18 protein-coding genes are annotated in these 26,183 nt (G+C 59.6%); 12 read left to right on the top strand and 6 right to left on the bottom strand.

Going from position 1 to position 26,183, the window contains the following annotated elements:
* Positions 1–13 precede the first annotated feature (13 nt).
* Both F3I21_RS12920 and F3I21_RS12915 read right to left on the bottom strand, forming a co-directional pair.
* Positions 14–1,828 (bottom strand): glycoside hydrolase family 15 protein, encoded by a 1,815-nt coding sequence (locus tag F3I21_RS12920; protein WP_150059084.1) that lies wholly within the window; start codon positions 1,826–1,828, stop codon positions 14–16.
* Positions 1,829–1,902: 74 nt separating this feature from the next.
* Positions 1,903–2,796 (bottom strand): SDR family oxidoreductase, encoded by an 894-nt coding sequence (locus F3I21_RS12915; RefSeq protein ID WP_150059083.1) that lies wholly within the window; start codon positions 2,794–2,796, stop codon positions 1,903–1,905.
* Between the two features lie 303 nt (positions 2,797–3,099).
* Between F3I21_RS12915 and fdhF the strand changes: the two genes are divergently transcribed.
* The 4 genes from fdhF to F3I21_RS12895 are packed head-to-tail and all read left to right on the top strand — an operon-like array spanning position 3,100 to position 8,876.
* Complete coding sequence (gene fdhF / locus F3I21_RS12910) at positions 3,100–6,072, top strand: formate dehydrogenase subunit alpha (RefSeq protein ID WP_150059082.1); 2,973 nt, start codon at positions 3,100–3,102, stop codon at positions 6,070–6,072.
* A complete protein-coding gene (locus F3I21_RS12905; protein WP_150059081.1) occupies positions 6,072–6,557 on the top strand; it encodes a DUF1641 domain-containing protein in 486 nt (161 codons plus the stop codon). Before fdhF ends, F3I21_RS12905 begins: the two co-directional genes overlap by 1 nt.
* The gene (locus F3I21_RS12900) at positions 6,550–7,920 is read left to right on the top strand and encodes a cytochrome ubiquinol oxidase subunit I (RefSeq protein ID WP_150059080.1); all 1,371 of its coding nucleotides are present in this window, start codon (positions 6,550–6,552) and stop codon (positions 7,918–7,920) included. Before F3I21_RS12905 ends, F3I21_RS12900 begins: the two co-directional genes overlap by 8 nt.
* A gap of 11 nt (positions 7,921–7,931) precedes the next feature.
* Complete coding sequence (locus F3I21_RS12895; RefSeq protein WP_190286094.1) at positions 7,932–8,876, top strand: cytochrome d ubiquinol oxidase subunit II; 945 nt, start codon at positions 7,932–7,934, stop codon at positions 8,874–8,876.
* Positions 8,877–9,191: 315 nt separating this feature from the next.
* Here F3I21_RS12895 and F3I21_RS12890 read toward each other — a convergent pair whose 3' ends face one another.
* Positions 9,192–10,352 carry an ABC transporter substrate-binding protein gene (locus F3I21_RS12890; protein ID WP_370515582.1) on the bottom strand — a complete coding sequence of 387 codons (1,161 nt, stop codon included), beginning with the start codon at positions 10,350–10,352 and terminating at the stop codon, positions 9,192–9,194.
* Entirely contained in the window at positions 10,342–12,474 is a 2,133-nt protein-coding gene (locus F3I21_RS12885; RefSeq protein WP_150059078.1) for a TonB-dependent siderophore receptor, read from the bottom strand. The genes F3I21_RS12890 and F3I21_RS12885 overlap by 11 nt, the downstream gene beginning before the upstream one ends.
* Before the next feature lie 407 nt (positions 12,475–12,881).
* On the opposite strand from F3I21_RS12885, the gene F3I21_RS12880 reads away from it, so the two are divergent.
* From F3I21_RS12880 to F3I21_RS12865, 4 genes are all read left to right on the top strand, one after another.
* A complete protein-coding gene (locus F3I21_RS12880) occupies positions 12,882–13,775 on the top strand; it encodes a MurR/RpiR family transcriptional regulator (RefSeq protein WP_150059077.1) in 894 nt (297 codons plus the stop codon).
* 207 nt (positions 13,776–13,982) lie between these two features.
* A complete protein-coding gene (locus F3I21_RS12875) occupies positions 13,983–14,897 on the top strand; it encodes an alpha/beta fold hydrolase (RefSeq protein WP_150059076.1) in 915 nt (304 codons plus the stop codon).
* 131 nt (positions 14,898–15,028) lie between these two features.
* Positions 15,029–15,625, top strand: coding sequence for a TetR/AcrR family transcriptional regulator (locus tag F3I21_RS12870; protein ID WP_058770527.1), 597 nt, complete (start codon positions 15,029–15,031; stop codon positions 15,623–15,625).
* A gap of 48 nt (positions 15,626–15,673) precedes the next feature.
* A complete protein-coding gene (locus tag F3I21_RS12865; protein ID WP_223815678.1) occupies positions 15,674–17,146 on the top strand; it encodes an MFS transporter in 1,473 nt (490 codons plus the stop codon).
* 55 nt (positions 17,147–17,201) lie between these two features.
* Here F3I21_RS12865 and F3I21_RS12860 read toward each other — a convergent pair whose 3' ends face one another.
* On the bottom strand, positions 17,202–19,382 hold the full coding sequence (locus F3I21_RS12860) for a TonB-dependent siderophore receptor (protein WP_150059075.1): 2,181 nt from the start codon (positions 19,380–19,382) through the stop codon (positions 17,202–17,204).
* Between the two features lie 492 nt (positions 19,383–19,874).
* Here F3I21_RS12860 and F3I21_RS12855 point away from each other — a divergent pair, with 492 nt between their 5' ends.
* Genes F3I21_RS12855 through F3I21_RS12840 form a run of 4 tightly spaced genes read left to right on the top strand, consistent with a single transcriptional unit; the run spans position 19,875 to position 24,792 of the window.
* On the top strand, positions 19,875–20,771 hold the full coding sequence (locus tag F3I21_RS12855; RefSeq protein ID WP_021509534.1) for an ABC transporter substrate-binding protein: 897 nt from the start codon (positions 19,875–19,877) through the stop codon (positions 20,769–20,771).
* A complete protein-coding gene (locus F3I21_RS12850; protein WP_021509533.1) occupies positions 20,768–21,691 on the top strand; it encodes an amino acid ABC transporter permease in 924 nt (307 codons plus the stop codon). The genes F3I21_RS12855 and F3I21_RS12850 overlap by 4 nt, the downstream gene beginning before the upstream one ends.
* A complete protein-coding gene (locus F3I21_RS12845) occupies positions 21,684–22,445 on the top strand; it encodes an amino acid ABC transporter ATP-binding protein (protein ID WP_021509532.1) in 762 nt (253 codons plus the stop codon). Before F3I21_RS12850 ends, F3I21_RS12845 begins: the two co-directional genes overlap by 8 nt.
* Positions 22,446–22,479: 34 nt before the next feature.
* Entirely contained in the window at positions 22,480–24,792 is a 2,313-nt protein-coding gene (locus F3I21_RS12840) for a molybdopterin-dependent oxidoreductase (protein ID WP_058758828.1), read from the top strand.
* Here the strand turns inward: F3I21_RS12840 and F3I21_RS12835 are convergent.
* Positions 24,785–26,116 carry an aspartate aminotransferase family protein gene (locus F3I21_RS12835; protein WP_150059074.1) on the bottom strand — a complete coding sequence of 444 codons (1,332 nt, stop codon included), beginning with the start codon at positions 26,114–26,116 and terminating at the stop codon, positions 24,785–24,787. The genes F3I21_RS12840 and F3I21_RS12835 overlap by 8 nt on opposite strands.
* Between the last annotated feature and the right edge of the window lie 67 nt (positions 26,117–26,183).

Below are 26,183 nucleotides of genomic sequence, written 5' to 3'. Positions count from 1 at the left end.
CCGGCGGGGCATTTCAGCCATGATCGGTCAACGCCTGTGCGGCGCAAATCAACGCCAGATGACTGAGGCCCTGCGGCATATTGCCGCGCCATTCGTCACTGCGCACATCAAACATTTCGTTGAAAGTTTCCACGTTGCCGCGCTGGCACAGTTTGCCGAGAATCTGCTGCATGGCGTTCTCGGCGCGCGTGCATTCTCCCAGCGCCGCCCAGGCTTCCACCAGCCAGAACGAGCAGGCGATAAAAGTGCTCTCTTCCTGTTCCGTGCCGCTGTAGCGATACAGCATGGCGCTACCGTGACCCAGTTCCTGCTCAATGGCCAGGTAGGTGGCGCGCATGCGTGTCGGGTTAACCCGGCTGCCGTAGGCATGCACCAGCGCCAGCGCGGCATCCAGCCGGCCGTTGCTGTCGGGATAAAATTCATACGCCTGTTTCTCTTCATTCCAGCAGTGCGCTTCAATCCAGCTGCTGATGCGGTCGCGCTCGCGCTGCCAGCGTTTCAGCCACGTGGGTTCAATGTGGCGCGCTTCGGCCAGCGCCACGGCACGATCCAGCGCCAGCCAGCAGGCCATCTTTGAATGGGTATAGTGCTGCTGCTCGGGCAGCTCCCAGATGCCGCTGTCTTTCTGACGCCATAAATCGGCACAGTGATTAGCCAGCGCACCCAGCATGCGCGAGGTGGCTAAGTCCAGCACGTGCCCGGCGCGAATAAACAGCTCGGCGGTGGCAAGCATGTCGCCATACATACTGAGCTGCAGCTGGTCGCGCGCGTTGTTACCCACGCGTACCGGCTGAGAATGGTGATAGCCACGCAGCGGCACAAAGCGTTCGGCAGGCACTTCGTTGCCCTCCAGCGTGTAGCAGGTGCGCAGCGCGGTACCGTGGCGGATAATGGTTTTCGACAGCCAGGAGAACGCCGCTTTACAATCTTCCAGCGCACCGAGAAAAACAAAGGCTTTGATAATCAGACAGGCATCGCGTACCCATGCATAGCGGTAGTCATAATTCTTTTCCCCGCCAATGCCTTCCGGCAGCGAGGTAGTGGCTGCCGCCGCCAGCGCACCGGTGGGGGAATACCATAAAAATTTCAGCGACAGCGCCGAGCGGCGCACGTGCTCAGCAAAGCGCCCCTGATAGCTCAGGCTGCGGGTCCAGTCGCACCAGGCGGTATGGCTGGTTTCAATCCGGGTATCGATCGCCTCCAGCGGCGGCACCGCCAGCGGTTCGCGCTCGGTGACCAGCAACGCCACCAGCGAGCGACTGTCCGCAGCCGTTTGCAGCGTAGCGCTGATTTGCTCATCGTCACGCTGTTCGATCTGCCAGTCCTCGCTGGTGCGCAGCATCGCCATCAGATCGCCGATGTGGTACACGTCGCCCTGTTCGGTGCTGTCCTGCCACGGCGAGCGGGTTTCGGCAACGGTGCCAAAGCGCAGCGTCAGGCGCAGGGTCACTTCGCCATCTACGCCTTCCACGCGCCGCGCCAGTTCACTCCACGGCAGACGGCCAGCCAGCGTGCTGTTCAGCGATTCGGTCAGCAGCACGCTGCCGTCATCGGTAAAAAAGCGGGTTTCCAGCACGTTACTGTCGGCGCGATAAGCGCGCTCAATGCGGTAAGGGATGTCAGGTTCAATCTGGAAAAAACCGCCAATCTCCGGGTCGAGCAGGCGGTCAAACAGCGGGGCTGAGTCGAGGTTGGGTGCGCACCACCAGTCAATGGCGCCGTCGGGCGCGATCAGCGCCACCGACCGGCCTTCACCGATGGCCGCGTAGTCGCCGAGACGGGCAAAGCCCTGATCGCGCATCGGCGACTGCAGCGTTTGATTATTCATGGATCTTCCCTGTCAGCAGAAACGGCAACGTGGCCGCCCGCGGCAGCCACGTAATCCGGATGAGCACCCGTATGTCAGAGGGTGCCGGTACCGCCATCAGAGCACCATACCTGGCCTGAGGTGAAGCTGTTGGTGGTCTCCGCAAAGGTCACATACAGCGGCGCGATTTCAGCTGGCTGGCCGGGGCGCCCCAGTGGCGCGCTGGCACCAAACTGCTCGATTTTTTCCTGCGGCTGACCGCCGCACACTTGCAGCGCGGTCCAGTACGGTCCTGGTGCGACGGCATTGACGCGAATTTGCTGCTCGCCCAGCTGCTTCGCCAGCGCTTTTGTAAAGGCGGCGATTGCGGCTTTGGTTTGCGCATAATCCAGCAGAATGGCGCTCGGTTCATATGCCTGAACCGACGAGGTATTAATTATGGATGATCCGGCAGGCAGATATTCCAGTGCCGCTTTGGTGATCCAGAACATCGCATAAACATTGGTCTTAAAGGTGGCGTCAAAATCTTCCGTTGAGAGCGTACGGATAGACTCATTAAATTGCTGGCGACCGGCGTTATTCACCAGAATATCCAGACCGTCGAGTTTTTCTGCTGCCTCTTTTACCAGCTGCTGGCAAAAAGATTCTGAGCGAATATCACCCGGAATCGCCACCGCTTTACGGCCTTCCGCTTCGATTAATTGCACCACTTCAGCGGCGTCCTGCTCCTCTTCCGGCAGGTAGTTGATCGCCACGTCTGCCCCTTCACGGGCATACGCAATGGCTACCGCGCGACCAATACCGGAGTCGCCACCGGTAATCAGCGCCTTGCGCCCGGTTAAACGGCCAGTGCCGCGATAGCTGGTTTCACCGTGATCGGGACGGGGTTCCATCTTACTGGCTAATCCCGGAATGGGCTGATGCTGCTTTTTGAATGGCGGCTTTGGATATTCCTGGGTAATCAGCGTTTTGTTAGTAAATGAAGTCATACCTATCTCCTTGTACAGTGGAACGAGTAAATTAAGCCTGGCAGAGATGTGATATTTGTCACGTCAAAAAATAAGCAGTCGCGTTTTATTAAAGCGTGGCGGCAATGGCTGAAATGATATTTTTAGTTACAAAATCACTAACGTAATGATTATTTTAGCGCTGCGTAAGCTGTGCGCATTATTAAGCGAATCGGTCTGCTTGCGGGATAAAGATTTGTTCCTAAGCTCTATGCATAACTTTACATAATAACCGGCGCTGTCCGGCCCGAATATTTATGAGCGATGGCTTAAACGAGGCGTTAAATGAGCGAAGCACAATGTACCATTATATTTAATGGTGAACGCTTAAGCGGAACCGCAAATCAACCGTTAATTGATTTTCTGCAGGAGCAGGGAAAAAAACTGCCTCATGTCTGTTATCACCCGGCGCTGCCGCCGCTGCAAACCTGTGATGTCTGCTGGGTGGAGGTGGATGGCGAAGCCGTGCGCGGCTGCACGTTACGCAGCGCCGAGGGCTTGCGCGTGGTCAGCCAGAGTGCGGTACTGCAGGCGGCACAGCAGGAGGGCATGGACCGCATCCTCAATCGCCACGAGCTCTATTGCACGGTGTGTGAGCACAACACCGGCGACTGCACGTTGCATAACACCGTCGCGGACATGCACATTCCGATTCAGTATTACCCCTACCAGCGCAAACCGGACAGCAAAGACCACAGTAATCCGTTTTATACCTACGATCCGGATCAGTGCATTCTGTGCGGACGCTGCGTGGAAGCCTGCCAGAATGTCGAGGTAAATGAGACGCTGTCGATTGATTACAGCGCCGATCACCCGCGCGTGCTGTGGGACGGCGGGACGCAGATTGCCGGTTCCAGCTGCGTCAGCTGCGGCCACTGCGTGACCGTCTGCCCGTGCAACGCGCTGCTGGAAAAAACCATGCAGCCCGACGCCGGTCCCTTCACCGCGATGGATGAAGACCTGAAGCGGCCGCTGATTGATTTCGTCAAATCGCTGGAAAACAGCATCGGCATGGAGCCGATCACCGGAATTTCGCTGATCGATGATGCGCTGCGCAAAGTCGAAATCAAAAAAACCAAAACTGTCTGCACCTATTGCGGCGTCGGCTGCAGTTTTGAAGTCTGGACGCGCGATCGCCATATCCTGAAAATCCAGCCGGTGGCCGATGCGCCGGTTAACGGCATCTCAACCTGTGTCAAAGGCAAATTTGGCTGGGATTTTGTGAACAGCCCGAACCGGCTGACCACGCCGCTGATTCGTGAAAACGGCCAGTTCCGCCCGGCCAGCTGGGATGAAGCGCTGCAGCGGGTTGCCGATGGCCTGCGCGCGGTGGCACGCCAGCACGGCGGTAACGCGATTGGTTTTATTGGTTCCAGTAAAGCCAGCAATGAGGAAGCCTACCTGACGCAGAAGATCGCCCGTCTGATTCTCGGCACCAACAACGTGGACAACTCCTCGCGCTATTGCCAGAACCCGGCGACGGAAGGGCTGTTTCGCACCGTGGGCTACGGCGGCGATGCCGGTACGCTGCGCGATCTGCAGCAGACCGACCTGATCATCACCGTTGGCAGCAACCTGGCGGAAAATCATCCGGTTTTCGCTTCACATATCAAACAGAGCCACAAACATCGCGGACAGAAGCTGCTGGTGGTCGATCCGCGCCGTCACGAAATGGCCGAGCGCGCCGATTGTTATCTGCGCATCCGCCCCGGCACCGACATGGTGTGGGCGTCGGCGATGGCGCGCTACATGTTTGACCACGGTTATGCTGATGAAGCATTCCTGCGCGAGCGCGTGAATCAGGTGGCGGAATACCGCGCCTCGCTGGCGCCTTTCACCCTTGAGATGGCCAGTGAGGTCACCGGCCTGAGCGTGGCGCAGCTGACTGAGGCCGCCGAGATGATCGGCAACGCGGGCAGCGCCTGCCTGCTGTGGGCGATGGGCATTACGCAGCACAGCCACGGTGCGGATACCAGCACTGCGCTCTCCAATCTGCTGCTGGTGACCGGCAACTACGGCCGGCCCGGCACCGGCGGCTATCCGATGCGCGGTCACAATAATGTGCAGGGTGCCAGCGATTTTGGCTGCTTAAGCAATGTCTATCCCGGCTACGAAAAAGTGACCGATGCGCAGGTACGGGAAAAGTGGGCGCGCGCCTGGGGCGTGGCGCCGGACGCGCTTTCCGATGAAGCCGGGCTGGATAACTTCATGATGGTGGAAGACGCGCATAAACAGCGGGTGCGCGCCATGTACATCATCGGCGAAGAGACCGCCTTTTCTGATGCGGACTCGACCAAAGTGCACGAAGCCTTCAGCCGGCTGGATTTCATGGTGGTGCAGGACATCTTCATGAGTCGCACCGCGCAGTTCGCGGATGTGGTGCTGCCTGGCTGTCCCAGCCTGGAGAAAGAGGGCACCTTCGTGAATACCGAACGGCGCATTCAGCACTTCTCGCCTGCGTTTGCGCCGCTCGGCGACAGCCGGCCTGACTGGCAGATACTGACTGATGTCGCGGCGCGTCTCGGTCATCACTGGCACTACCCAAATCCCGGCGCCATCATGGCAGAAGCTGCGGGTATCGCCGCGCTGTTTGCCGGGGTCAGCTATGAGAACCTCGTCGGCTGGCAGTCACAGCTGTGGCCGGTAAACGCCGACGGCAGCAGCACGCCGCTGCTGTATACCGAGGCGTTCGCCTTTCCTGATGGCAAAGCGCGTCTGTACCCGCTAACGTGGCAGCCGCCGATGGAAGCGCCCGATGCGCAGTACGACCTGCTGCTGAACAATGGCCGCATGCTGGAGCATTTCCAGTCGACCAATCAGACCGGGCAGGGCGGGCGCATCAAATCGCTGTCGCCCAACTGGTTTGTTGAGATTTCGCCGCAGCTGGCGCAGGAGCGGCAATTACAGCAGGGCGACTGGGTGGAGCTGCGTTCACGCCGGGGCAGTGTAGAGGTGCCGGTAGTGGTGACCGAACGGATGGCCGGCAATGTGCTGTTCATTCCTATCCACCACGGCAAACCGGGGGTGAACGGGCTGACCGGTGAACACCACGATCCCGACGTCAACACCCCGGCCTACAAAGAGATTGCGGTGACGATGCGTAAACTGACGCATGCGCCACAGCCGCACCCGATTCCGCTGCACAACTTCCGCCACGGCCAGCGCACGCCGCTGGATCATCTGCCCGTTGAACAAAAATGGCAGCAGCCTGAATACCGGCTGCCGCCTGAACACGTTTCGCATCCGGAGAAAAGCTAATGGCCGAACCGCTGCACTATCAACCCACTCCGACGCGCACCGAATCCAGCGCGCAGGAAGCGCTGAACGAATTGCTGGAGAATCTGCATCAGCACGGTTTCCTGCGCCTGGCTAATGACATGGTAAAAGCCAACAATGACATCGGCAAAATTGTCGCCGCCGGGCTTAACCGGCCCGGCACGCAGAATGCGGTTCAGAACCTGTCGCTGCTGTTTATGACGCTCAGCACCGTACCGCCGGAGCGTTTCAACCATTTGCTGCTGGCGCTGCGCGATGCCCTGCTGGCGATGAAGCCGGCCAGCGACACGGCGCAGCAGGAAAAAAGCGCGCCGGGCGTCAGTGGCGTGCTCAAACTGCTGAATGATGAGGCGCTGTGGCAGGGCATCCGGCCACTGCTGGCGGCGCTGGAAACCTTCGCGCGCGCCATGCAGGGTGACGAGGAGAAGCCGATAACCCGCTACAGCGGTAAGCCGAGCCGTGAGTAGCCAGGAGTGGGTGCTGCTGATCGCGCGCGGTCAGTTTGCCCTGACGATGGGCATGCACATTACCCTGGCAGCGCTGACGCTGGGGCTGGCCCCGTTTCTGGTGTGGTTTGAAGCGCGCTGGCTGTGGGGCAGACGGCCGGAAGCGCATCAGGCGCTGCACTTTTGGATCAAGGTATTCGCGCTCACCGTGGCGATTGGCACGGTTTCCGGCGTGATCATGGAGTTTCAGTTCGGCACCCACTGGTCGGTGTTTGCCAGCAAAGCGGGCGGCATTATCGGTCCGCTGATGCTGTATGAAGTGCTGATCGCTTTTTTCCTCGAGTCGGCGCTGACCGGCGTGATGCTGTTTGGCATTGATCGGGTGAAACCCGGCGTGCATTTCGCCATTACCTGTCTGGTGGCGCTCGGCGCGATTTTTAGCGCTTTCTGGATCCTCGCCGCTAACTCATGGATGCAAACGCCGCGCGGTTTTACGCTCAATGACGCCGGCCAGTTCACGCCGGACAGCGCCTGGAGTTTGATTTCCGCGCCCTCATTTGGCTGGCGTCTGGCGCACATGCTGCTGGCCTCGTGGATCAGCGTGGCGTTTTTGCTGGGTGGCGTCGCGGCATGGCGCCTGCTGCGTAATGCTGGCGAGGCCGCCAGCCGGCTGATGCTGCGCAGCGCGCTGACGGTGTCGCTGTGCATCCTGCCGCTGCAGATGGTGGTGGGCGATCTGCATGGCGAAAATACCCGTGACTATCAGCCCGCCAAACTGGCGGCGATCGAGGGCAGCTGGCAGCCGCCTGCGCCAGGGGAGGGCGAGCCGCTGCGGCTGTTTGCGCTGCCCGATCAGGCGCAGCAGCGGAACCACGCCGAGCTGGCGGTCCCGGCTATCGGCTCGCTCTACCTGCGCCATAACCTCAACGGCCACATCAAAAGCCTGCGTGAATTCCCGCGCGACAGCCTGCCACCGGTGCTGCCGGTGTTTTTTGCCTTTCGCCTGATGGTGGGACTGGCGCTGCTGATGCTGCTGAGCAGCCTGGCGGGCAATGTGCAGCGCTGGCGCGGTCGCCTTGATCAGTCGCGGCGCGTGCTGCGTCTGCTGGCGCTGATGTCACCGGCTGGCTTCATTGCACTGCTGGCGGGCTGGGTGGTGACGGAGGCCGGCCGGCAGCCGTGGACGGTATACGGCATGCTGCGTACCGCCGACAGCCTGGCGCCAATGTCCCTCGGCAGCAGCGTCGCCATTTTCGCGTCGGTGGTGGTGATTTACGCACTGAGTTTTGCCTTTGGCCTGTGTTATCTGCTGCGCCACCTGGCGGCACCGCTGCCGGATCCGCAGGCGACGGCGGTAGCGGAAACCATACAGACGCCAGCCTGAGGAGGATGAGGATGTTGGTCGAACTTTCTGCTGTGCTTCTGCTGTTTGCCCTGCTGATGTATCTGGCGCTGGATGGCACGGATAGCGGCGTGGGGATGCTGCTGTACAGTTTCGACCAGCCACAAGAACGGCAGTGGATGGTGCACAGCCTGTTGCCGCTGTGGGATGCCAATGAAACCTGGCTGGTGTTGCTGGCAGGCGGCATGCTGGCGCTGTTTCCGCCGCTGTACAGTCTGCTGTTACAAACGCTGAAGGTGCCGCTGTTTCTCTTCCTGCTGGCGCTGTTTTTGCGCGGGCTGGCGCTGGCGTATCGCGGTCAGCCTGGCGAGACCGGGCGACGCTGGCTGGACCGGCTGCTGATGGTCAGCTCGCTGCTGGCGGCGTTTCTGCCAGGCTGGATGAGCGGATTGATGCTGGTGTCGCGTCCGCCCAGCGGGATTGTGTTTGATTTTTCGCTGGTGCCGCTGCTGTGCGGCCTCGGGCTGGTGGCGGTTGATCTGCTGCTGGGCTGCTGCTGGCTGTGCTGGCGCATTGGCGAGCCGGTGGTGGAGCGGGCGCGGGCGCTGGCCATGCTGTGGTGGGTGGTGACGCTGGCCTGCTTTATTGCCGTGCTGCTGCTGGAGCCGGCGCTGTGGCAGCAGAGCTGGCAGCGCTGGCCGGGAAAAGTGTTGCTGAGCCTGTTGCCTGCGCTGTGGCTGTTGCAGCTGCTTACGCTGTGGCGGGAAGCGATGGTGGCGTTATTGATGATCACGCTGGTGCAGACGGGCGTGGTGGTCGCGGCGCTGGCGTGCGGGCTTTATCCGTGGTTGCTGCCATGGCAGCTGGAGATGCACCAGCAGGCCTCCTCGCCGGTGACGCAGGGGTTCGTGGTGACGGGTTTGCTGATTGTGTTGCCGCTGACGCTGCTGTATCACAGTTGGGCGTTCTGGGTGTTTAAGCGCCAGCCGCAGGCATAAATAAGTGTTTATAACGGTATTATTCGCTGGCGCGTTTCGTAGCGGCGCGATTTATCACGCTGATCAAACCTCTGCGCCGCTGTGTTTTCGCGCAATAAATTGCGCCGCTACGATTGGTGCAGAATGTGATGACGGTACTGGTCGCTGGCACGTTTCGTAGCGGCGCGATTTATCACGCTGATCAAACCTCTGCGCCGCTGTGTTTTTGCGCAATAAATTGCGCCGCTACGATTGGTGCAGTATGTAATAACGGAATTATTCGCTGGCACGCTTTGTAGCGGCGCGATTTATCGCGCTGATCCAACCGCTGCGCCGCTATGGCTTGTGCTGGGTGGATGAATCCACCGCCGAAATGCGCATAAACAGCGTGCCGCGATAGGGGATCGGCAGGAAATCACGGAACAGGGTTTCCAGCGTCTGCTGCGGATCGATGTCGGCGAACAGCTGCGGATACAGCGTTTTTGCCATGAACTCGGTCACCGCAATATGCCACGGGCTGAGGTAAAAATTCATCCAGATTGCCGCTGCATGACCGTTGCGAATCGCCTTCAGCTCACGCAAACCGTTCTGCTGCGCGGTGAGCTGGCGGAAACTGCTTAGCACCGCGTCGGGCGCGACGTCCGGCCCGAGGCGCAGCAGGCCTGCGCTGGCGTTATCGCCAAAGCCGGTGGCAAAGTAATACTCAGGCTGGGCTGCGATCACCTGCTCCTCACTCAAACGGCCAAACACGCCGTGCTGGGTTTTGCCAGCAATATTGTCGCCGCCGGCGGCGTTGAGCAGCTCGCCCAGACTGCCGTTAATCGCCGTCACGCAGCACTCGTTGCGCCGTCCCAGATGCAACTGCAACAGCACCGTGGGTTTCGGCCCGTGATAGCGCGCCAGCCGTTCCTCAATCACCTGCAGATGCGCGCTGTAAAAGCGGTTGAACGCCGCCGCGCGCGCCTGCTGATTCAGCACCTCACCAAAAATCTCTACGCTGCGCCGGGTGTTCTTTAACAAATGTACGCGCAGATCGATCTTCACTACCGGAATATGCGCAGCATTAAGGATGCTGACCAGCCTCAGATCGGCATCATCGTAGCGCGCCAGGCTGGGCAGAATCACCACGTCCGGCCGCAGGGCGAGAATCTGCTCCGGATTGATCGCCTGAGGGCCGCCCGATCCGAGCGTCGGGATGTTCAGCATCTGCGGAAACCGCTGCGCAAAACTGTTCCACGTCTGGCTGTCATACTTTTGCAGATCGCGCGGCCAGCCGACGATGTGGCGGAACGGGTCATCCGGCGCCAGCAGCGCCAGGGTATACAACATGCGGCTCTCACCCAGCACGATGCGCTGCGGATTATCGGGAATCTCTACCCGATTGCCGTCAATATCGATGATCATCCTGGCCAGCGTGCTGGTGCTGAACGCCAGCAGCAGGAGGGCAGCCAGCCAGGCACGCCATGTCAGCGGCTTTTTCGCTCGATCAGAATTCAACGCTGGCCTCGACCATCAGGTTGCGGGTTTCCCCTTCGCGCACGCGCAGGTTGCCGCCGCTGGAGGTGTAGTAGTGCTTATTGAACAGGTTATTCAGGTTAAGCTTCAGCTGGGTTTTCTCGCCAAACAGCTGATTATTCCAGGCGATAAAGCTGTCGGCGACCACATAATCCGGCAGCGTAAAGCTGTTCTCCGGATCGCCGGCACGTGAGCCAACGTAGCGCGCACCGCCGCCGACGCGGAAGTTACCGGGAATACCGTTCAGCGTCAGATTATGGCTCAGGTAAAGTGCCCCGGCGTGACGCGGTGCGTTCTGCAGGCGGTTGCCATTGTTCGCCGGATTGACGCCATCGTCGACGATTTCGGCCTTATCGTAGCTGTAGTTGGCGCTCAGATCCCAGCCCGGCAGCACTTCCCCATTGAGCTCAAATTCAGCGCCGCTCGAACGCGCTTTATTAATGGCGCGCGTGGTGCCGTTGATATTAAGCGACATATCGCGTTCGTCGATACGGTACAGCGCTACGCTGGCAAACAGCCGGGGCGAAATCTGCCACTTGCTGCCCACTTCCCATGTGGTGCCCTGTTCTGGCTTGCCGACGTTGCCGTCATCGTCGACGTCAGTCGACGGCGTGAAGGATTTGCTCACGCTGCTATACAGTGAGACATCCGGCGTCAGTTTGTAAATCAGCCCGGCCTGCGGCAGGAACTTGTTGCCCTCGCTGTCCAGCGTTTGCACCACCGGATCGAAGCCCTTTGATGCGCGCTGTTCATAGTGCTGATAGCGTCCGCCCAGCACCGCAATCCAGTCGTCGGTGAGCGAAATGCTGTCTTTGGCGTATACCGAGCGACTGTGCAGGCGGTTAAGCAGGTTGGCGTTGGCGCTGTTTTCACTGCTGCTGTTGGTGATCGGTGCCAGCATATCGTATTGCGGATCGTACAGGTTGAAGCCGGTGTTCGCTTTACCCTGATACTGGTGTGCACGGTAAGTCTGATTCATTTCATAATCGGTGCCGAACACCACATCATGCGTCATGCCAAACAGCTGCGGCGAACCGATCACATCCCACGCCACGTATTTGGTTTTATGGTTGAAGCCACGGTTGGCGTCGGCGCGGCGCGTCACCACGCTGGTAGTGGGGTTGATCGCCGTAACCCGCACTTCGTTGTTGTCGTACTGACGCTGGTTCCAGCCAAAAGTCAGGCGCGTGCTCCACGCCTCATTGAACTGCCAGTCGTAGTGCGCGTTCAGGGTTTTATTGTGGCCCCACGCATGGTTAGCTTTATCGTCCAGGCGATCTTTATAGCCAATCGCTACCGGCTTACCGTTAACAAACGCCGTGCCGCGATCGTAGGGAATATCGTACTGATAATCTTCGTAGCTGATGAGGAAGCTGGCCTGCTCGCCATACCACTGTAGCGAGGGGGCAATTAAGGTGTGTTTATCGCTGCCGAAATTGCGCCAGTAATCCTGATTCTGCTTTTCGGCAATCAGGCGGAAAGCAAAACCGTTGCCGAGCGGGCCGGTGACGTCCAGCGTGCCGGCGCCGCCGCCCTCGCTGGCTGCGCGACCGCTGACTTTGGTGTGCCAGGTGTATTGCGGCTTTTTGCTCACAATATTGATCACGCCACCGGGATTCTGGATACCGTACAGCAGCGAAGCCGAGCCCTTCAGTACCTCGACACGTTCGGTGGTGGCGTCGAAATTCAACCCCTGGCTGCTGCGCACGCCATCACGATAGATGGAACCATCCGAGTTGCTGCCAAAGCCGCGGCGTACAAAGCCATCTTCGGTACCTGCCAGCGTATTGCCTTCGCTTACGCCGCTGACAAAGCGCAGCGCGTCGGCGAGGCTGGCGGCCTGATAATCCTCCAGCTGCTGTTGCGTCACCACGCTCACCGATTGGGCTTCATTGAGGCGCGACACCGGCGTTTTACTGGCGACCGAACTGCTGGTGGCGCTAAAGCCGTCGTCACTGTTTTGCTGCTGCGCCGTCACGGTGAGGGTGCTGTTTTGTTCAGCGGCAAGGCTGTCAGTAATGCTGAGTGCCGTTACGCCGTAAATAGCGGCAAGGATAGCCGGATGGCACAGTAATTTAACCGCCCGCGGTGAGTTGTTCTGCATCGAATATAAACCTGGTGTAATTGCGGGATTATTTATTCCGCGCAACGAAGCTATCAGTAAAATGCTGCCGGTGACGAACAGGACATTCGCGGCCCGGCATTGTTATGCCATCAGTCAGCAGAAAAAGGCGGCTGAGATGTAATTGAGAATCATTCAAACATGAAAAAATGTAGTAGTAAACGTAAATGATGGTGTGGATACTACAGCAGAACGCGGCAGAAACTTTTGAACCGGGATTATCATTAAACTTATTTTAAATCAGCTTATTATTTATTTTATAGCATTTGAAGCTGGCCGGGTTAAGCCAGGCGAGAAGGGAGTGGACAGCGGTAGCGGCGCAAATTTTTACTACAAGCCGGCCTGCCGACGCGGTTCACAACGATGCGATATTACTAACAGGCAACATAATGGCGGCTAATAACATTAAAAATCGGGTGGATGTATTCGGTGAACGCTACCGTGCGCGCGTCACGACATTATCGGCCAGCCTGCAAACGGTGGCGCGATATATCCACGAAAATCGTGAGGCTATATTAGACGCGACTGCATTGGATATCGCCCAGGCCACCCAAACTTCTGACGCCACCGTGGTACGCACCGTGCAGGCGCTGGGCTTTGCCGGTTTGCGCGATCTGAAAACCACGCTGGCCGCGTGGTTTGGTCCGGCGCAAAACTCGGAAGAGAAGATGAGCGCGACCATCAGCGAACTGTCGTGTGACATCAACTCCGGCATCGATTTTGTGCTGGGCGGCCATCAGCGCGCCTGCGAAGTGCTGGCAGAACCGGTCAACCGTCAGGCGGTGGCGGCTGCGGTGACACTGCTGCTGGAAGCGCGTCAGGTGGCGCTGTTTGGCATCAACGCTTCCGGCATTCTGGCGGAGTACAGCGCGCGACTGTTCCGGCGCATCGGCCTGCCGGCGGTAACGCTTAACCGTGCCGGGATTGCGCTGGCGGAACAGCTGATAACGCTACAGCGCGGCGATGTACTGATCATGATGGCGCAGAAATCGGCGCACCGTGAGGGCATGACGACGCTGAAAGAGGCGCAGCGGCTGGGTATGCCGGTGATTCTGCTGACCCACGCGCTGGATTCGGCGTTTGCGCAGCAGGCGGATGTGGTGATTAACGTGCCGCGCGGCGGTGAAAATGGCCGCATGCCGCTGCACGGCACGGTGCTGGTGTGCCTCGAAATGCTGATTCTGGCGGTGGCCTCCGCCAGTTCGGCACGCACGGTTAAAACCATGAAACGCATTCAGGATCTCAATCGATCGCTGAAACCCACGGCGAAGAAGGCGGGATAACCGCACATCACTCAGGCGCGGCGGCGGGACGATTCACTCCGCCGTTCGCTTCCGGGCTATTTCACAGACTCGCTTGCAAGGCGCGCGTGGCTGTCGTTAATATTAAGGAAATAAACATTTCCTTAATGAGTCCGCGTTAACGGCGCGGTAGCGCAGAATCGCATCCAATAAGGAAACACTCTTTACCAAAATAACCGGAGAACGCTTATGTCACTGCCTGCCCTGGACGCCGCGCCGCGCTGGTCACAGCCCGTCAATAACCTGCCGCAATTTAACCATGCTTACGCCACGGTCGCGGGCGTGCGGCTGCACTACGTCAGCGGCGGCAATGTGCAGGGGCCAACGCTGGTTCTGCTGGCGGGCTTTCCGCAGAGCTGGTTTGCCTGGCGTAAGGTGATGGCGCAGCTGGCGGCAGACTATTTCATCATTGCGCCGGATCTGCCCGGCCAGGGCGACTCCGACAAGCCTGCCAGCGGTTATGACACCACCTCACTGGCGCACAGCGTGCAGGGATTGTTGCAGCAGTTGGGGGTTGAGCGTTACTACCTGGCCGCGCATGACGTGGGTGCCTGGGTTGCCTGGCCGCTGGCGATGCTGCACGGTGATGCCATCAGCAAGCTGGCGCTGCTGGATGCCGGCATTCCCGGCGTGACGCTGCCGGATGCGCTGCCTGCGACGCCGGACAAAGCCTGGAAAACCTGGCACTTTGCTTTTCACCTGTTGCCGGATCTGCCGGAAGCGCTGATCGCCGGTCGTGAAGCGCTCTATCTACAGTGGTTTTTGCAGCGCAAAGCAGCCAGCCCGATGGTGTTTGGTGACGAAGAGATGGCGGAATATGTGCGGCTGCTGCAGCAAAACGGCGCGCTGCGCGCCGGCATGGCGGCGTATCGTGAGGTCAGCACCTCGGCGGAGCAGAATCGTCAGTTGTTGCAAACCCGGGGCAAACTGGCGATCCCGCTGCTGGCGGTGAGCGCCGATCAGGGTTCGATTGCCGATATGGCCCAGCCGCTGCGCACTTTTGCGGCCGACGTCAGCGGGATTCGCCTCGCGCACTGTGGTCACTTTATCCCGGATGAGCAACCGCAGGCGCTGGCCGACGCGTTACGTCAGTTTTTTGTGTAACGCATCACTTAACCCTGATTATCCATGCGTAAGCGACCGCGCCGTGAAGGGGCTGCGGCTGACTTGCAATAGTCACTGCATTGCGGCTAAGATAGGAACCAGTTGGTTTATAATTACAGGGGAGGGCAGTGATGAAGAACCTGACCGTCATCGGTCGCCCGCGCGAGTTCGAGCTGGAAGAGGCCGCCCGCAGCGCCATGCACGTTTTCTGGGATCGCGGCTATGAAGCGGCGTCGCTACCGGATTTGATCGCCGGGACCGGTTTATCGCGCGGCAGTCTCTACAAGGCGTTCGGCGATAAAAAAGGGCTGCTGCTGGCCGCGCTGGATATCTACATGACCGAAGGCCTGAAAGCCACCTCGGATATTCTGGCGCAGCCCGGCGCGGTTAAAGCGGCGATTCGCGCCTCGCTGCTGCGTTATGCCGCGCTGTCCAGCGGTGAGAAAGGGCGGCGCGGTTGTCTGGTGGTGTCGCTCACCACCGAGATGGCCGCGCATGATGAACAGATTGCCGAACGCACGGGGCGCATGTTCCGGCGTTTGCAGCAACTGTATGCGGCAACGCTGGTGCGCGGTCAGCTGAGCGGAGAACTGCCCGAGCGTGATGAGCAGGTGCTGGCCCGCTTACTGGTTTGCCAGATTGAAGGGATGCGCATCCTCGGTAAAACCGGGGCAACGGAAGCAGAAATGAACGCCGTAGTGGACTGCACAATGCGTCTGCTCGACTAATTTTTTTATCCATATTGGAACCAATTGGTTCCTTAGTGAGGTGTTGTGATGTCCGATCCGCACGCGTTAAATCCCGAGCCACGCCGCTGGGCGATGTTTATCGTCCTGCTGACAGGCGCATTTTTACCCCCGCTGGACTTCTTTATTGTCAATGTGGCGCTGCCGTCGATTCAGAGCGATTTGGCCACGTCCGGCTCGGCGGAGCAATTTGTCATCTCGTCCTATGCCGGGTTTTATGCCGTCACGCTGATCACCGGTGGCCGCCTCGGCGATCTGTTTGGCCGCGGGCGCATGTTCTTCGTTGGCCTGACCGGTTTTGCGGCGGCTTCTGCGCTGTGTGGCTTTGCCTGGTCACCGGGTGCGCTGATCGCTGGCCGCGTGCTGCAGGGCATCACTGCAGCGATTATGGCACCGCAGGCGCTGGCCTCGATTCAGGCGATTTTCCCGGAGGCGGAGAAATCGCGCGCGCTGAGCCTGTACGGCGCGGTATTTGGTCTGGCCTCGGTGATTGGCCAGGCGCTGGGCGGCATCCTGATCTCACTCAACCTGTTTAATAGCGGCTGGCGCGCCATTTTCCTGGTCAATCTGCCGGTGGCGCTGCTGGTGGTGCTGTTTGGCATCCCGTTGATTAAAGAGACGCGAGCTCAGCACGCGCGCAAGCTGGATTTTGGCGGAATGGGACTGTCGATGATGACGCTGGGTCTGCTGATCGTCCCGCTGATTGAAGGACGGGAAGCGGGCTGGCCGCTGTGGGCGTGGCTATCGCTGCTGCTGGTGCCGGTGCTGGGCACTCTGTTCTGGCGCTATGAAAGCCGGCTGGCAAAGCAGGGCGGCGATCCGCTGATCGATCCGGCGATTTTCAGCGTGCCGGGGCTGGGGCTGTCCCTGCTGCTGGCGCTGCTGTTCTACTCGATTGGCGTATTCTTCCTGCTGTTCTCGATCTATTTACAGGGCGCGCTGCATCAGGGCGTACTGAGCGCCGGGCTGATCTTTCTGCCCTTTGGTGCGGGTTTTCTGCTGGGGCCGTTGTCCACGCCCGCTGCGCGACGGCTGATTGGGCCTTACGTTAACGCCACTGGGATGGTGCTGGAAGTGGCTGGCCTGCTGGGCCTGGCGTGGCTGATGGCCAGCACGCCGGTTGGGATGTCACCAGCGGCGCTGCCGCTGGCTCTGGGACTGTTTGTGGTGGGGTTTGGCCAGGGGCTGGCGCTGCCGACGCTGATGCACATCGTCACCGGACGCGTGGCACCCGCCTGGGCCGGGATGATTGCCGGTATCGCCAGCTCCACCTTGCAACTGAGCACGGCGCTGAGCGTGGCCATTATCGGCGGGATCTTTTATGCCGTGCTGGGCACGGGCAAGGGGCCGGGAGAGATTACCCATGCCTTCATCGTGGCGATAGTGTGTATGTCGTTCTGCCTGGCGGCCGGCGCGCTGCTGAGCATCCGGCTAGCGCGCAGGCCTGCCGCACAGACGGCGGTGCTTAAAACACGCGGGAGTTCCAACGCGTTGCGGGACTGATGGTTGAAGACTGGGTGTGATCACCCCCATCACTTTACCCGATGGCGTCCATTCCTCAGAACGACATCGTGACACCGGCGTACCAGGCGCGGCCCGGTTCGTTATAGGTCGATGCCCCGGCATTTTCGCGATAAACGCGCTTGTCAAACAGGTTGTTGATACCGGCGTTGGCGCTCAGGTTTTTAGTGATGTCGTAGTTGAGGTTCAGTCCGACAATGGAATACGGGCTGATTTCACGCTGCGACAGTCCACGGCTGGCCTCGAGGCTGGTTTCCGCATACTGACGTGGCTTCTGCCGCCCGTATTGCGTCCAGTTGATGTTGGCGCTGAGCGCCTCGGTCGCCTGCCATTCCAGCTGCGAATTGATGGTGAATTCCGGAATTACCGTCAGCGGGTTGCCGGTTTTTTTGCTCTCCGAGCGGAACATATAGGTGGCATTGGTGCGCCACTCCAGCGTGTCGGCGATCAGCGGGATGCTCAGATTGCCTTCCAGCCCTTCGACGATCGCTTTGCCGCCGTTTTCCCAGCGCAGCAGGTTATACGAGCCGGTTGAAGCCACCGGCGTGGTGCCGGAGATGATTTTGTTTTTGTAATCATTGCGGAACCAGGTGATGCCCGCGACATAGCCCTGATGACTGAATTCAATGCCCACTTCTTTATTCACACTGATCTCGGGATCAAGGTCTTTGCTGCCCAGCAGGTAACAGCGTGACAGGCCAATCGGACAACCGTTGCCGCGCGTCGACAGGATGTAGCCCTCAGTGGACTGATACAGGTTTGGCGCTTTAAAGGCACGCGCAATACCGGCTTTCAGCGTGAAGTAATCACCGAGGCCCTGCGACAGGTTGAGGCTCGGGCTCCAGTTAGCGCCAAACTGATCGTGATAGTCGAAGCGCAGGCCGGGGATCACTTCGGTGGAGTCGGTGGCGGCGATGTTGTCTTCGAAATAGAGCGAGCTGATGGTGGCGCTGTTTTTACTGTCACGCTGCGAACCGTCGCTGGAAACGCCGCCGAAATCGACGCCCGGTGCGCTGGTGGCCTGTACCGATGCCGGATCGTTAAGCTCATCGCGATTCCACTCAGCGCCCAGCGTAACGGTTTGATCGACCAGCAGCTGCAGCGGGAAATTGATCTCGCCGCCGGCGCGATAGCTCTCCAGCCGGCTGGTAGCGTACGTATCGCTGTTGATCATCCCTTCGGTGCTGCCGCCGGAGCCTTCTTTCAGGCGGGTGTTGTTGGTTTTCTCATAGCTAAAGTTAAGCTTAGAGGTGCCCCAGTCCCAGATGCCGTTGTGCACCACTCCGTAGTTCTGGCGATACAGGCGGTTGGTTTCGCTGCCGTACAGCGCTTCAACCAGTCCGTTGGCGCTGGCATTGCTGTTGCTGTTTTGCGTGTCGCCGGCATAAATATTGCCCTGGCGACTGTAGCCATAGCTGAAATCGACAATCTGCGTCGGGGTGATTTTCCACGACAGCACGCCATTAATGTCTTTGTTACGCACCCCTTCGCGTCCGGCGGCGTAAGCGCCATTTTGCGCGGTATTGATGTCGAAGGCGTCGGCATCCGTTTTGTTCAGGTTGCCGTACAGCCGCATGGTGAGTGCCTCACCGGCCAGCGGACCGCTGAGGTTGAAGTTCGCGCGGCGGGTGGCGCCTTCCTTGTCATCTTCTGGCTGGTTGGTGAACAGCGACAGCGAGCCGTGCCAGTCATTGGTGGGGCGTTTGGTAATAATGTTGACCACACCGCCAGCGGCACCGGAGCCATAACGGGCAGCGGCCGGACCGCGTATCACCTCAATGCGTTCCACCATTTCCGGCGGCACCCAGTTGGTATCTCCGCGTGAGTCGCGCTCACCGCGCCAGCTGTAGCGCACCGAGTTACGGGAGGTGACCGGCACGCCATCGATCAGCACCAAAGTGTTTTCCGGGCCCATGCCGCGAATGTCGATCTGGCGGTTGTTACCGCGGCTGCCGCTGGCGCCGTTACCGGTGAGGTTAACGCCGGGCATTTTGCGGATGATGTCCGCGAGGTCGTTAACGGGCGGACTTTTTTTGATGTCTTCAGCGGTAATGGTGGAAACTCCCGGCTGCTGCTTCAGCTCCTGCTCTGCCGTCACAATCATCGACTCATCGTCGGCCAGCTTCTCCGTGGGTTCAGCGGCAAACACCGGTGAGGTTAACAGGCCCGCCAGGCACAGTGCGACCGGACGTTTTTTGCCACATACAGTTACATTCACTTATATCATCTCCCTGATGCGTTAACATTTGTAAGCAAATGCGCATGATAATGAGAATGGTTTGCATTGTATATTGGTGTGCAACTTCTTTACATTCCTGCGCAAATCGCCTCGACGGGCCGCTTTTTTGTCAGTTTTTGTCAGGAGGGCAACGTAGATGCTTAGACGGTAACGTTATGGCTAATAAGCAAATCATCCAGCGTGGCAGGATAAGCAGGTGCCTGATTTGCGGTAACAATCTGATTTTTGCGCGACGACAGGGCCGCGTTCAGGCCAGCAAAGAACCCTATTGCCGGATTTCGGCAATAGATATCTGTTTTTCGCATTTGTGATCGCTGCCTATCTTCCAGAGAATGGCTGCGGGACGTTTAGAGGATGACAATCCTTTGCGCCGCGCGGCTTTACGCGACATGGGCAAAGGGAAAAATACATCGCTACCTCGACGCCTTTTCCCTGCCGGGAAACATTTTAAATATCAGGAGAAAGGTTCCAGTGAAATTCGCAAAAGGTATCACCCTTTTCGCACTCGCTCTCAGTGCGCACACCGCGTTTGCCGCCGAACAATCCGTCCCAACCGACAGCTCACTGCATGTTCAGGCTGATGCCGCGCTGAAAAGCCTGGTGCCCGCCGACGTGGCGAAGCGCGGCTATATTGTGGCAGGAACCAACCCCAACACGCCGCCCACCACCTTCTATAAAGAAGACAATAAAACGCTGGCCGGCCGTGAAATTGACATCATGAACGCGGTCGGTGAGCGTCTCGGCATTCAGGTGCAGTGGCGTGACACCGGCGGCTTCGACAACATCATTCCGGGACTGAAAACCGGCCGCTACGATGTGGCCTTGTCCAACATCAACGCCACGCCGGCGCGCGCCAAAATTATCGACTTCGTGAGTTACTACGACGCCAGCCGTCTCGGCATTATTTCGCGGAAAGACGCCAACGTCGCGCCGTTCAAAACCCTCGACGAGGTGTGCGGTAAAGAAGTCGGCGCCGGTTCCGGCACCACTCAGGTGACCCGTCTGGAAGAGGCCAGCAAAGCCTGTGAAGCGGCCGGGAAAAAACCGATTAAAGTGTCAGTGTTCCCGGATCGCCCGGCGGGTGTTCAGGCCGTGGTCAGCGGGCGTGTGCCGATGTTCCTCGGTCCGTACGAAGGCCTGCTGTGGCAGGTGAAAGTGATCAAACCGCTGACCATGAGCGGCGAAATCACCGTGCATGATGCGCCGGTATCGGTCGCCTTCCCGAAAGATTCCGCGCTTGAACCTGCGGTACAGGCAGCGCTGAACTCGCTGATTAAAGATGGCAGCTACCAGAAGATCCTGGATAACTGGGGCATCGGCTTTGGCGCGGTTAAAGAGTCAAAACGTAATCAGGATATCTTTCAATGAGTGACTTTCACGACCACACCGACGATCTGAAAATCGTCGGCAAACGCTACTATGGACGCTGGCTCAGTGCGCTGGTGGTACTGTTGTGCGTGGTGGCGATGGCGCATTCGATGATCAACAATCCGCGCTTCGAATGGGGCGTGATTGCGGAAAACTTCACTGGCGAGTCAATCCTGCAGGGCGTGCTGATGACGCTGCAGCTGACAGCGATTTCGGTGGTGCTGGGCTTCGCCTTTGGCACGGTGCTGGCGCTGATGCGCCTGTCATCCAACCCGGTGCTGGTCGGCGTCAGCTGGTTCTATACCTGGTTTTTCCGCGGCGTGCCGATGCTGGTACAGCTGTTCCTTTGGTACAACATCGCGGCGCTGTACCCGACCATTTCGCTGTCGCTGCCGGGTCTGGGTGAGATCTGGAGTACTCAGTCCAATGCGCTGGTCAGCCCGTTCAGCGCGGCGGTGATCGCGCTGGTAATGCATCAGTCTGCCTATGCGGCTGAGATCGTGCGCGCCGGGATTCAGAGCGTTGGCAACGGCCAGCTGGAAGCCGCCCGTGCACTGGGTTACCGTCCGGCGCAGATTTTCCGTCATACCGTACTGCCGCAGGCGATGCGCGCCATCATGCCGCCGGCCGGTAACGAAATCATCGGCCAGCTGAAAACCACGGCGGTGGTATCGGTGATCTCCCTGCAGGATGTGCTGTTTTCGGCGCAGATCATCTATCAGCGCACCTATGAAGTGATCCCGCTGCTGCTGGTGGCGACGCTGTGGTATCTGCTGATGACTTCGGTACTGTCGGTTGGTCAGTTCTATGTCGAGCGCTACTTTGGCCGTGGCGTCACGCGCCGCGAAAAGCGCAGTTTACTCAAGTCGCTGCCCGGTTTCTCCGCGCCTAAAGCCGAAAGGAGCGTAAGCAATGGCTGAAGCGATCGCCTTACGTAAGGTGACCAAACGTTTTTCCGGCGTCACTATTCTGGATGAAGTTAATCTTGATATCCCGGCCGGCTCGGTGACGGTGATCCTCGGACCGTCCGGCTCAGGCAAATCGACGCTGTTGCGCTGCATTAATCATCTGGAAAAACTGGATGGCGGCACGATTCGTATCGGTGGCGAGATCATTGGTTACAAGCAGAAAGGCCATGCGCTGCACGAGCTGAGCAGCAGCGAGATTGCGCGTCAGCGTGCCGAAATCGGCATGGTGTTTCAGCAGTTCAACCTGTTCCCGCACCGCACCGTACTGCAAAACATTGTCGATGCGCCGATGCGGGTGAAAAAACAGAGCCGCCAGCAGGCGACCAGCAAAGCGCTGTCGCTGCTTAAGCAGGTGGGGCTGGCCGGGCGCGAAGAAGAGTGGCCGCAGAATCTCTCCGGTGGTCAGCAGCAGCGCGTGGCGATCGCCCGTGCGCTGGCAATGGATCCCGGCGTGATGTTGTTTGATGAGCCCACGTCTGCGCTCGATCCGGAACTGGTGGGTGAAGTGCTGCAGGTGATCAAACAGCTGGCGCACTCCGGCATCACCATGGTGATCGTGACACACGAGATCGGTTTTGCGCGCGAGGTGGCCGATAACATCGTGTTTATGGAAGGCGGGCGGATTGTGGCGGCGGGGCCGACGCAGCAGGTGCTCGACGATCCGGAAAACGGACGGGTAAGAAACTTTATTGCAACGGTGCTGTAAGCACCGTTTTTCATTTTTGACTCCAGGAAGCATGATGACGCAAAAACCGGTGATGCACAGCGCCCACTGGGGTGCTTTTACTGCCCGCCAGCAGGGCGATCGGCTGACCATCGAACCGTTTCACGGCGATCCCGATCCCAGCCCGCTGCTGCAAAACTTTCACAACGTCCTGCATCACCCGGCGCGCGTGGCGCAACCGATGGTGCGCCGTGGCTGGCTGGAAAATGGGCCCGGCGCAGATCCACGTCGCGGTAATGACGACTATGTGGCGGTGAGCTGGGAGCAGGCTTACACGCTGGTAGCGCGCGAACTGCAGCGCGTCGGTGACGCGTATGGGCCGGAAGGCATTTTTGGTGGCTCATATGGCTGGTCAAGTGCCGGCCGCTTTCACCACGCGCAGAGCCAGGTGCACCGCTTTCTTAACACGGTGATGGGCGGCTATGTGCGCTCGGTGAACAGCTACAGTTCCGGTTCGGCTTCGGTGCTGTTACCGCATATCGTTGGCGACATGAATGAGATCGCCCGCCGCGGCGTCAGCTGGGAAGAGATCGCCCGGCATAGCGAGATCGTGCTGGCGTTCGGCGGCCTGGCGCTGAAAAATTCGCAGGTGGCAAGCGGAGGTCTGAGCGAACACACCGAACGCGGCTTTATGCAGCAGGCGGCAGAGCGCGGCGCACGCTTTATTTCGGTGAGCCCGTTGCAGAGCGATCTGCCCGATGAGGCGCAGGGAGAGTGGCTGGCGCTGCGCCCCGGTACCGATGCGGCCTTCATTCTCGGTCTGCTGTCGGTGCTGATTGACGAGCAGCGCACCGATGAGGCTTTCCTCGCGCGTTACACCGTCGGCTGGCCGCAAATGGTCGCCTATATTCGCGGCGAAGAGGATGGTACGCGGCGCGACGCGCAGTGGGCGGCTGAGATTTGTGGCGTCAGCGCGGCAACAATCACCGATTTTGCCCGCCAGCTGCACGGCAAGCGCGTGCTGGTTACCGTGGCGCACGCGTTGCAGCGCGCGGAACACGGTGAGCAACCGGTATGGCTGGGGCTGGTGCTGGCGGCTGCGCTGGGACAGCCGGGGCTGCCGGGCGGAGGATACACCTATGCGCTCGGCGCGCTCGGCCATTACGGTAAGCATCATAATCTGGTGAGTTTCCCGGCGCTGCCGCAGGGCAGGAACGGGATTGACCGGCTGATTCCGGTGGCGCGCATCGCCGATATGCTGCTGCATCCCGGCACGCAATTTGATTACAACGGCCGGCGCTTAACCTATCCGCACATCCGTCTGGCCTACTGGGCGGGCGGCAATCCATTCCATCATCATCAGGATCTGGCGCGGCTGCGGCAGGCGTTTTGCCAGCTGGATACGCTGATTGTGCACGAGACCGCGTGGACCGCCAGCGCGCGCCATGCGGATATCGTGCTGCCTGCCACCATGACGCTGGAGCGTGAAGATATCGGCGGTGCGCCGACCGATCGTCATCTGTTTGCCATGCAGCCGGTGGCGCAACCTTACGCGCAGGCGCAGGATGACTACACCATTTTTGCTGAACTGGCGCGTCGTTTAGGCCGTGAAGAGGCATTCACCGAAGGACGCGACGCCCGCGGCTGGCTGCGCCATCACTATGCGCAGCTGCAGGAAAAACTGGCCGCGCATCAGGTGACGATTCCTGACTTCGACCAGTTCTGGCTGCAAGGCGTGATTGAACTGCCGCAGCTGAAAGATGGCGGGCGGATGATCAATGCGTTTCGGGCCGATCCGGCGGCGGCACCGCTACCGACACCGAGCGGCAAAATCGAAATCTTTTCCGCCACCATCGCCAGCTTTGGCTATGAAAATTGCCCCGGCCATCCGGTGTGGCGCGCGCCGCAGCAGCAGCCGGATGCGGAGCATCCGCTGTGGTTGATCGCTAATCAGCCGGCCACGCGTCTGCACAGCCAGCTGGATTTTGGTGACTACAGCCTGAGCGGCAAACGCGAAGGACGTGAGGTGTGCAGCCTGCATCCGCACGATGCCGCCGCGCGCGGCATTACCGACGGCGACATTATCGAGTTGTACAATCAGCGCGGTCACGTGCTGGCCAGCGCTCGCGTCACCGAAAGCATTATGCCGGGTGTGGTGCAGCTGCCGACCGGCGCCTGGTACGATCCGGTCGATCCCACCGCGCTGCGACCACTGTGTCGCCACGGCAATCCGAATGTGCTGACGCTGGATATCGGCACTTCATCGCTGGCGCAGGGCTGTAGCGGACAAATCACCGTGGTGCAGCTGCGCAAATACCGCGGCGAACTGACGCCGGTGCAGGCATTTATTCCGCCGCAGCCGGTCAGCTACAGCACTGAGATTATCTGAGGCCGTGCAGGGCTTCGCCTACCGCATCAAATAGCCGGTCCAGTTCGGCCGGCTGGGTATCAAACATCGGGCCGAACTGCAGCGTATCGCCGCCAAAGCGGACGTAAAAGCCGGCTTTCCACAGCGCCATGCCCGCTTCAAACGGCCGCACGGTCGCGTCACCTTCACGGGGTGCCAGCTGAATGGCACCGACCAGCCCGCAGTTGCGGATATCCACCACCTGCGGACAATCGCGCAGCCCGTGCAGCGCACGTTCAAAATGCGGTGCCAGTTCGGCCGACTGGCTAATCAGCGCCTCGTTTTCCAGCACGTCCAGCGTCGCCAGCGCGGCCGCGCAGGCCACCGGATGCGCCGAATAGGTGTAGCCGTGCGCAAACTCAACCGCATGCTGCGGCAGCGGCTGAGACATAAAGGTGTGATAGATTTCGCTGCTGGCCACCACGCCGCCCAGCGGAATGGCACCGTTGGTAATCTGTTTGGCGAAGTTGAGCAGATCCGGTGTGACGCCAAAATACTCCGCGCCGCTCCAGCGTCCCATGCGGCCAAAGCCGGTGATCACCTCGTCAAAAATCAGCAAAATATCGTGCTGCGTACAGATCTCACGCAGGCGCTGCAGGTAGCCGTGCGGCGGAATAATCGCGCCGGCGGAACCGGACAGCGGTTCAACAATCAGCGCGGCAATAGTCGAAGCATCATGCAGTTCAATCAGCTTCAGCATCTCATCCGCCAGCGCCTCGCCGCCCGTGGCGGGCTGGCCGGGGGTGAACGCCAGATCTGGCTGCAGCGTATGCGGCAAGTGATCAACCTCCAGCAGCTGACCAAAGGCCTTACGGTTGCCGCCGATTCCTCCAAGGCTGGTGCCGCCAATGTTCACGCCGTGATAGCCGCGCGCGCGACCAATCAGCCGGGTTTTATTGGGCTGGCCTTTGGCCCGCCACCAGGCGCGCGCCATTTTCACCGCAGTATCCGCCGACTCCGACCCCGAACCGGTAAAGAACACATGGTTGAGATGGCCGGGCATCAGGCTGGCGATGCGCTCGGCCAGCTGAAACGACAGCGGATGGCCGTACTGAAAGCCCGGCGAGTAATCCAGCGTACCGAGTTGCTGCGCGACTGCCTGCTGGATTTCACGGCGCGTGTGGCCCGCGCCGCAGGTCCATAAACCGGACAGACTATCGAAAATCTGGCGGCCGTCGCCATCGGTCAGCCAGTGGCCGTGCGCGGCGACAATAAAACGGGGATCCTGCTGAAAATAGCGGTTAGCAGTAAACGGCATCCAGTGCGCCTGTAAATTCAGGTCGGCGGTATTGATCGGCTGTGACATCGGGTTTTCTCCGGCATGTGTTAAGCAGAGTTTGCAATCCGCCGCCGGTTAAGTTAAATGCTAATTA

It is taken from the genome of Pantoea sp. B_9 (assembly GCF_008632015.1).
In the GTDB taxonomy this organism is placed as follows: domain Bacteria; phylum Pseudomonadota; class Gammaproteobacteria; order Enterobacterales; family Enterobacteriaceae; genus Pantoea; species Pantoea dispersa.
Note: the sequence above shows the minus strand (reverse complement) of the source record. Positions and strands in the feature narration are given on the sequence as shown.

What these genes read in the sequence shown, in the direction of transcription:
- F3I21_RS12920 (WP_150059084.1), bottom strand. Translation starts at nt 1,828, where the DNA reads ATGAATAATCAAACGCTGCAGTCGCCGATGCGCGATCAGGGCTTTGCC.
- F3I21_RS12915 (WP_150059083.1), bottom strand. Translation starts at nt 2,796, where the DNA reads ATGACTTCATTTACTAACAAAACGCTGATTACCCAGGAATATCCAAAG.
- fdhF (WP_150059082.1), top strand. Translation starts at nt 3,100, where the DNA reads ATGAGCGAAGCACAATGTACCATTATATTTAATGGTGAACGCTTAAGC.
- F3I21_RS12905 (WP_150059081.1), top strand. Translation starts at nt 6,072, where the DNA reads ATGGCCGAACCGCTGCACTATCAACCCACTCCGACGCGCACCGAATCC.
- F3I21_RS12895 (WP_190286094.1), top strand. Translation starts at nt 7,932, where the DNA reads ATGTTGGTCGAACTTTCTGCTGTGCTTCTGCTGTTTGCCCTGCTGATG.
- F3I21_RS12885 (WP_150059078.1), bottom strand. Translation starts at nt 12,474, where the DNA reads ATGCAGAACAACTCACCGCGGGCGGTTAAATTACTGTGCCATCCGGCT.
- F3I21_RS12880 (WP_150059077.1), top strand. Translation starts at nt 12,882, where the DNA reads ATGGCGGCTAATAACATTAAAAATCGGGTGGATGTATTCGGTGAACGC.
- F3I21_RS12875 (WP_150059076.1), top strand. Translation starts at nt 13,983, where the DNA reads ATGTCACTGCCTGCCCTGGACGCCGCGCCGCGCTGGTCACAGCCCGTC.
- F3I21_RS12870 (WP_058770527.1), top strand. Translation starts at nt 15,029, where the DNA reads ATGAAGAACCTGACCGTCATCGGTCGCCCGCGCGAGTTCGAGCTGGAA.
- F3I21_RS12865 (WP_223815678.1), top strand. Translation starts at nt 15,674, where the DNA reads ATGTCCGATCCGCACGCGTTAAATCCCGAGCCACGCCGCTGGGCGATG.
- F3I21_RS12850 (WP_021509533.1), top strand. Translation starts at nt 20,768, where the DNA reads ATGAGTGACTTTCACGACCACACCGACGATCTGAAAATCGTCGGCAAA.
- F3I21_RS12845 (WP_021509532.1), top strand. Translation starts at nt 21,684, where the DNA reads ATGGCTGAAGCGATCGCCTTACGTAAGGTGACCAAACGTTTTTCCGGC.
- F3I21_RS12840 (WP_058758828.1), top strand. Translation starts at nt 22,480, where the DNA reads ATGACGCAAAAACCGGTGATGCACAGCGCCCACTGGGGTGCTTTTACT.
- F3I21_RS12835 (WP_150059074.1), bottom strand. Translation starts at nt 26,116, where the DNA reads ATGTCACAGCCGATCAATACCGCCGACCTGAATTTACAGGCGCACTGG.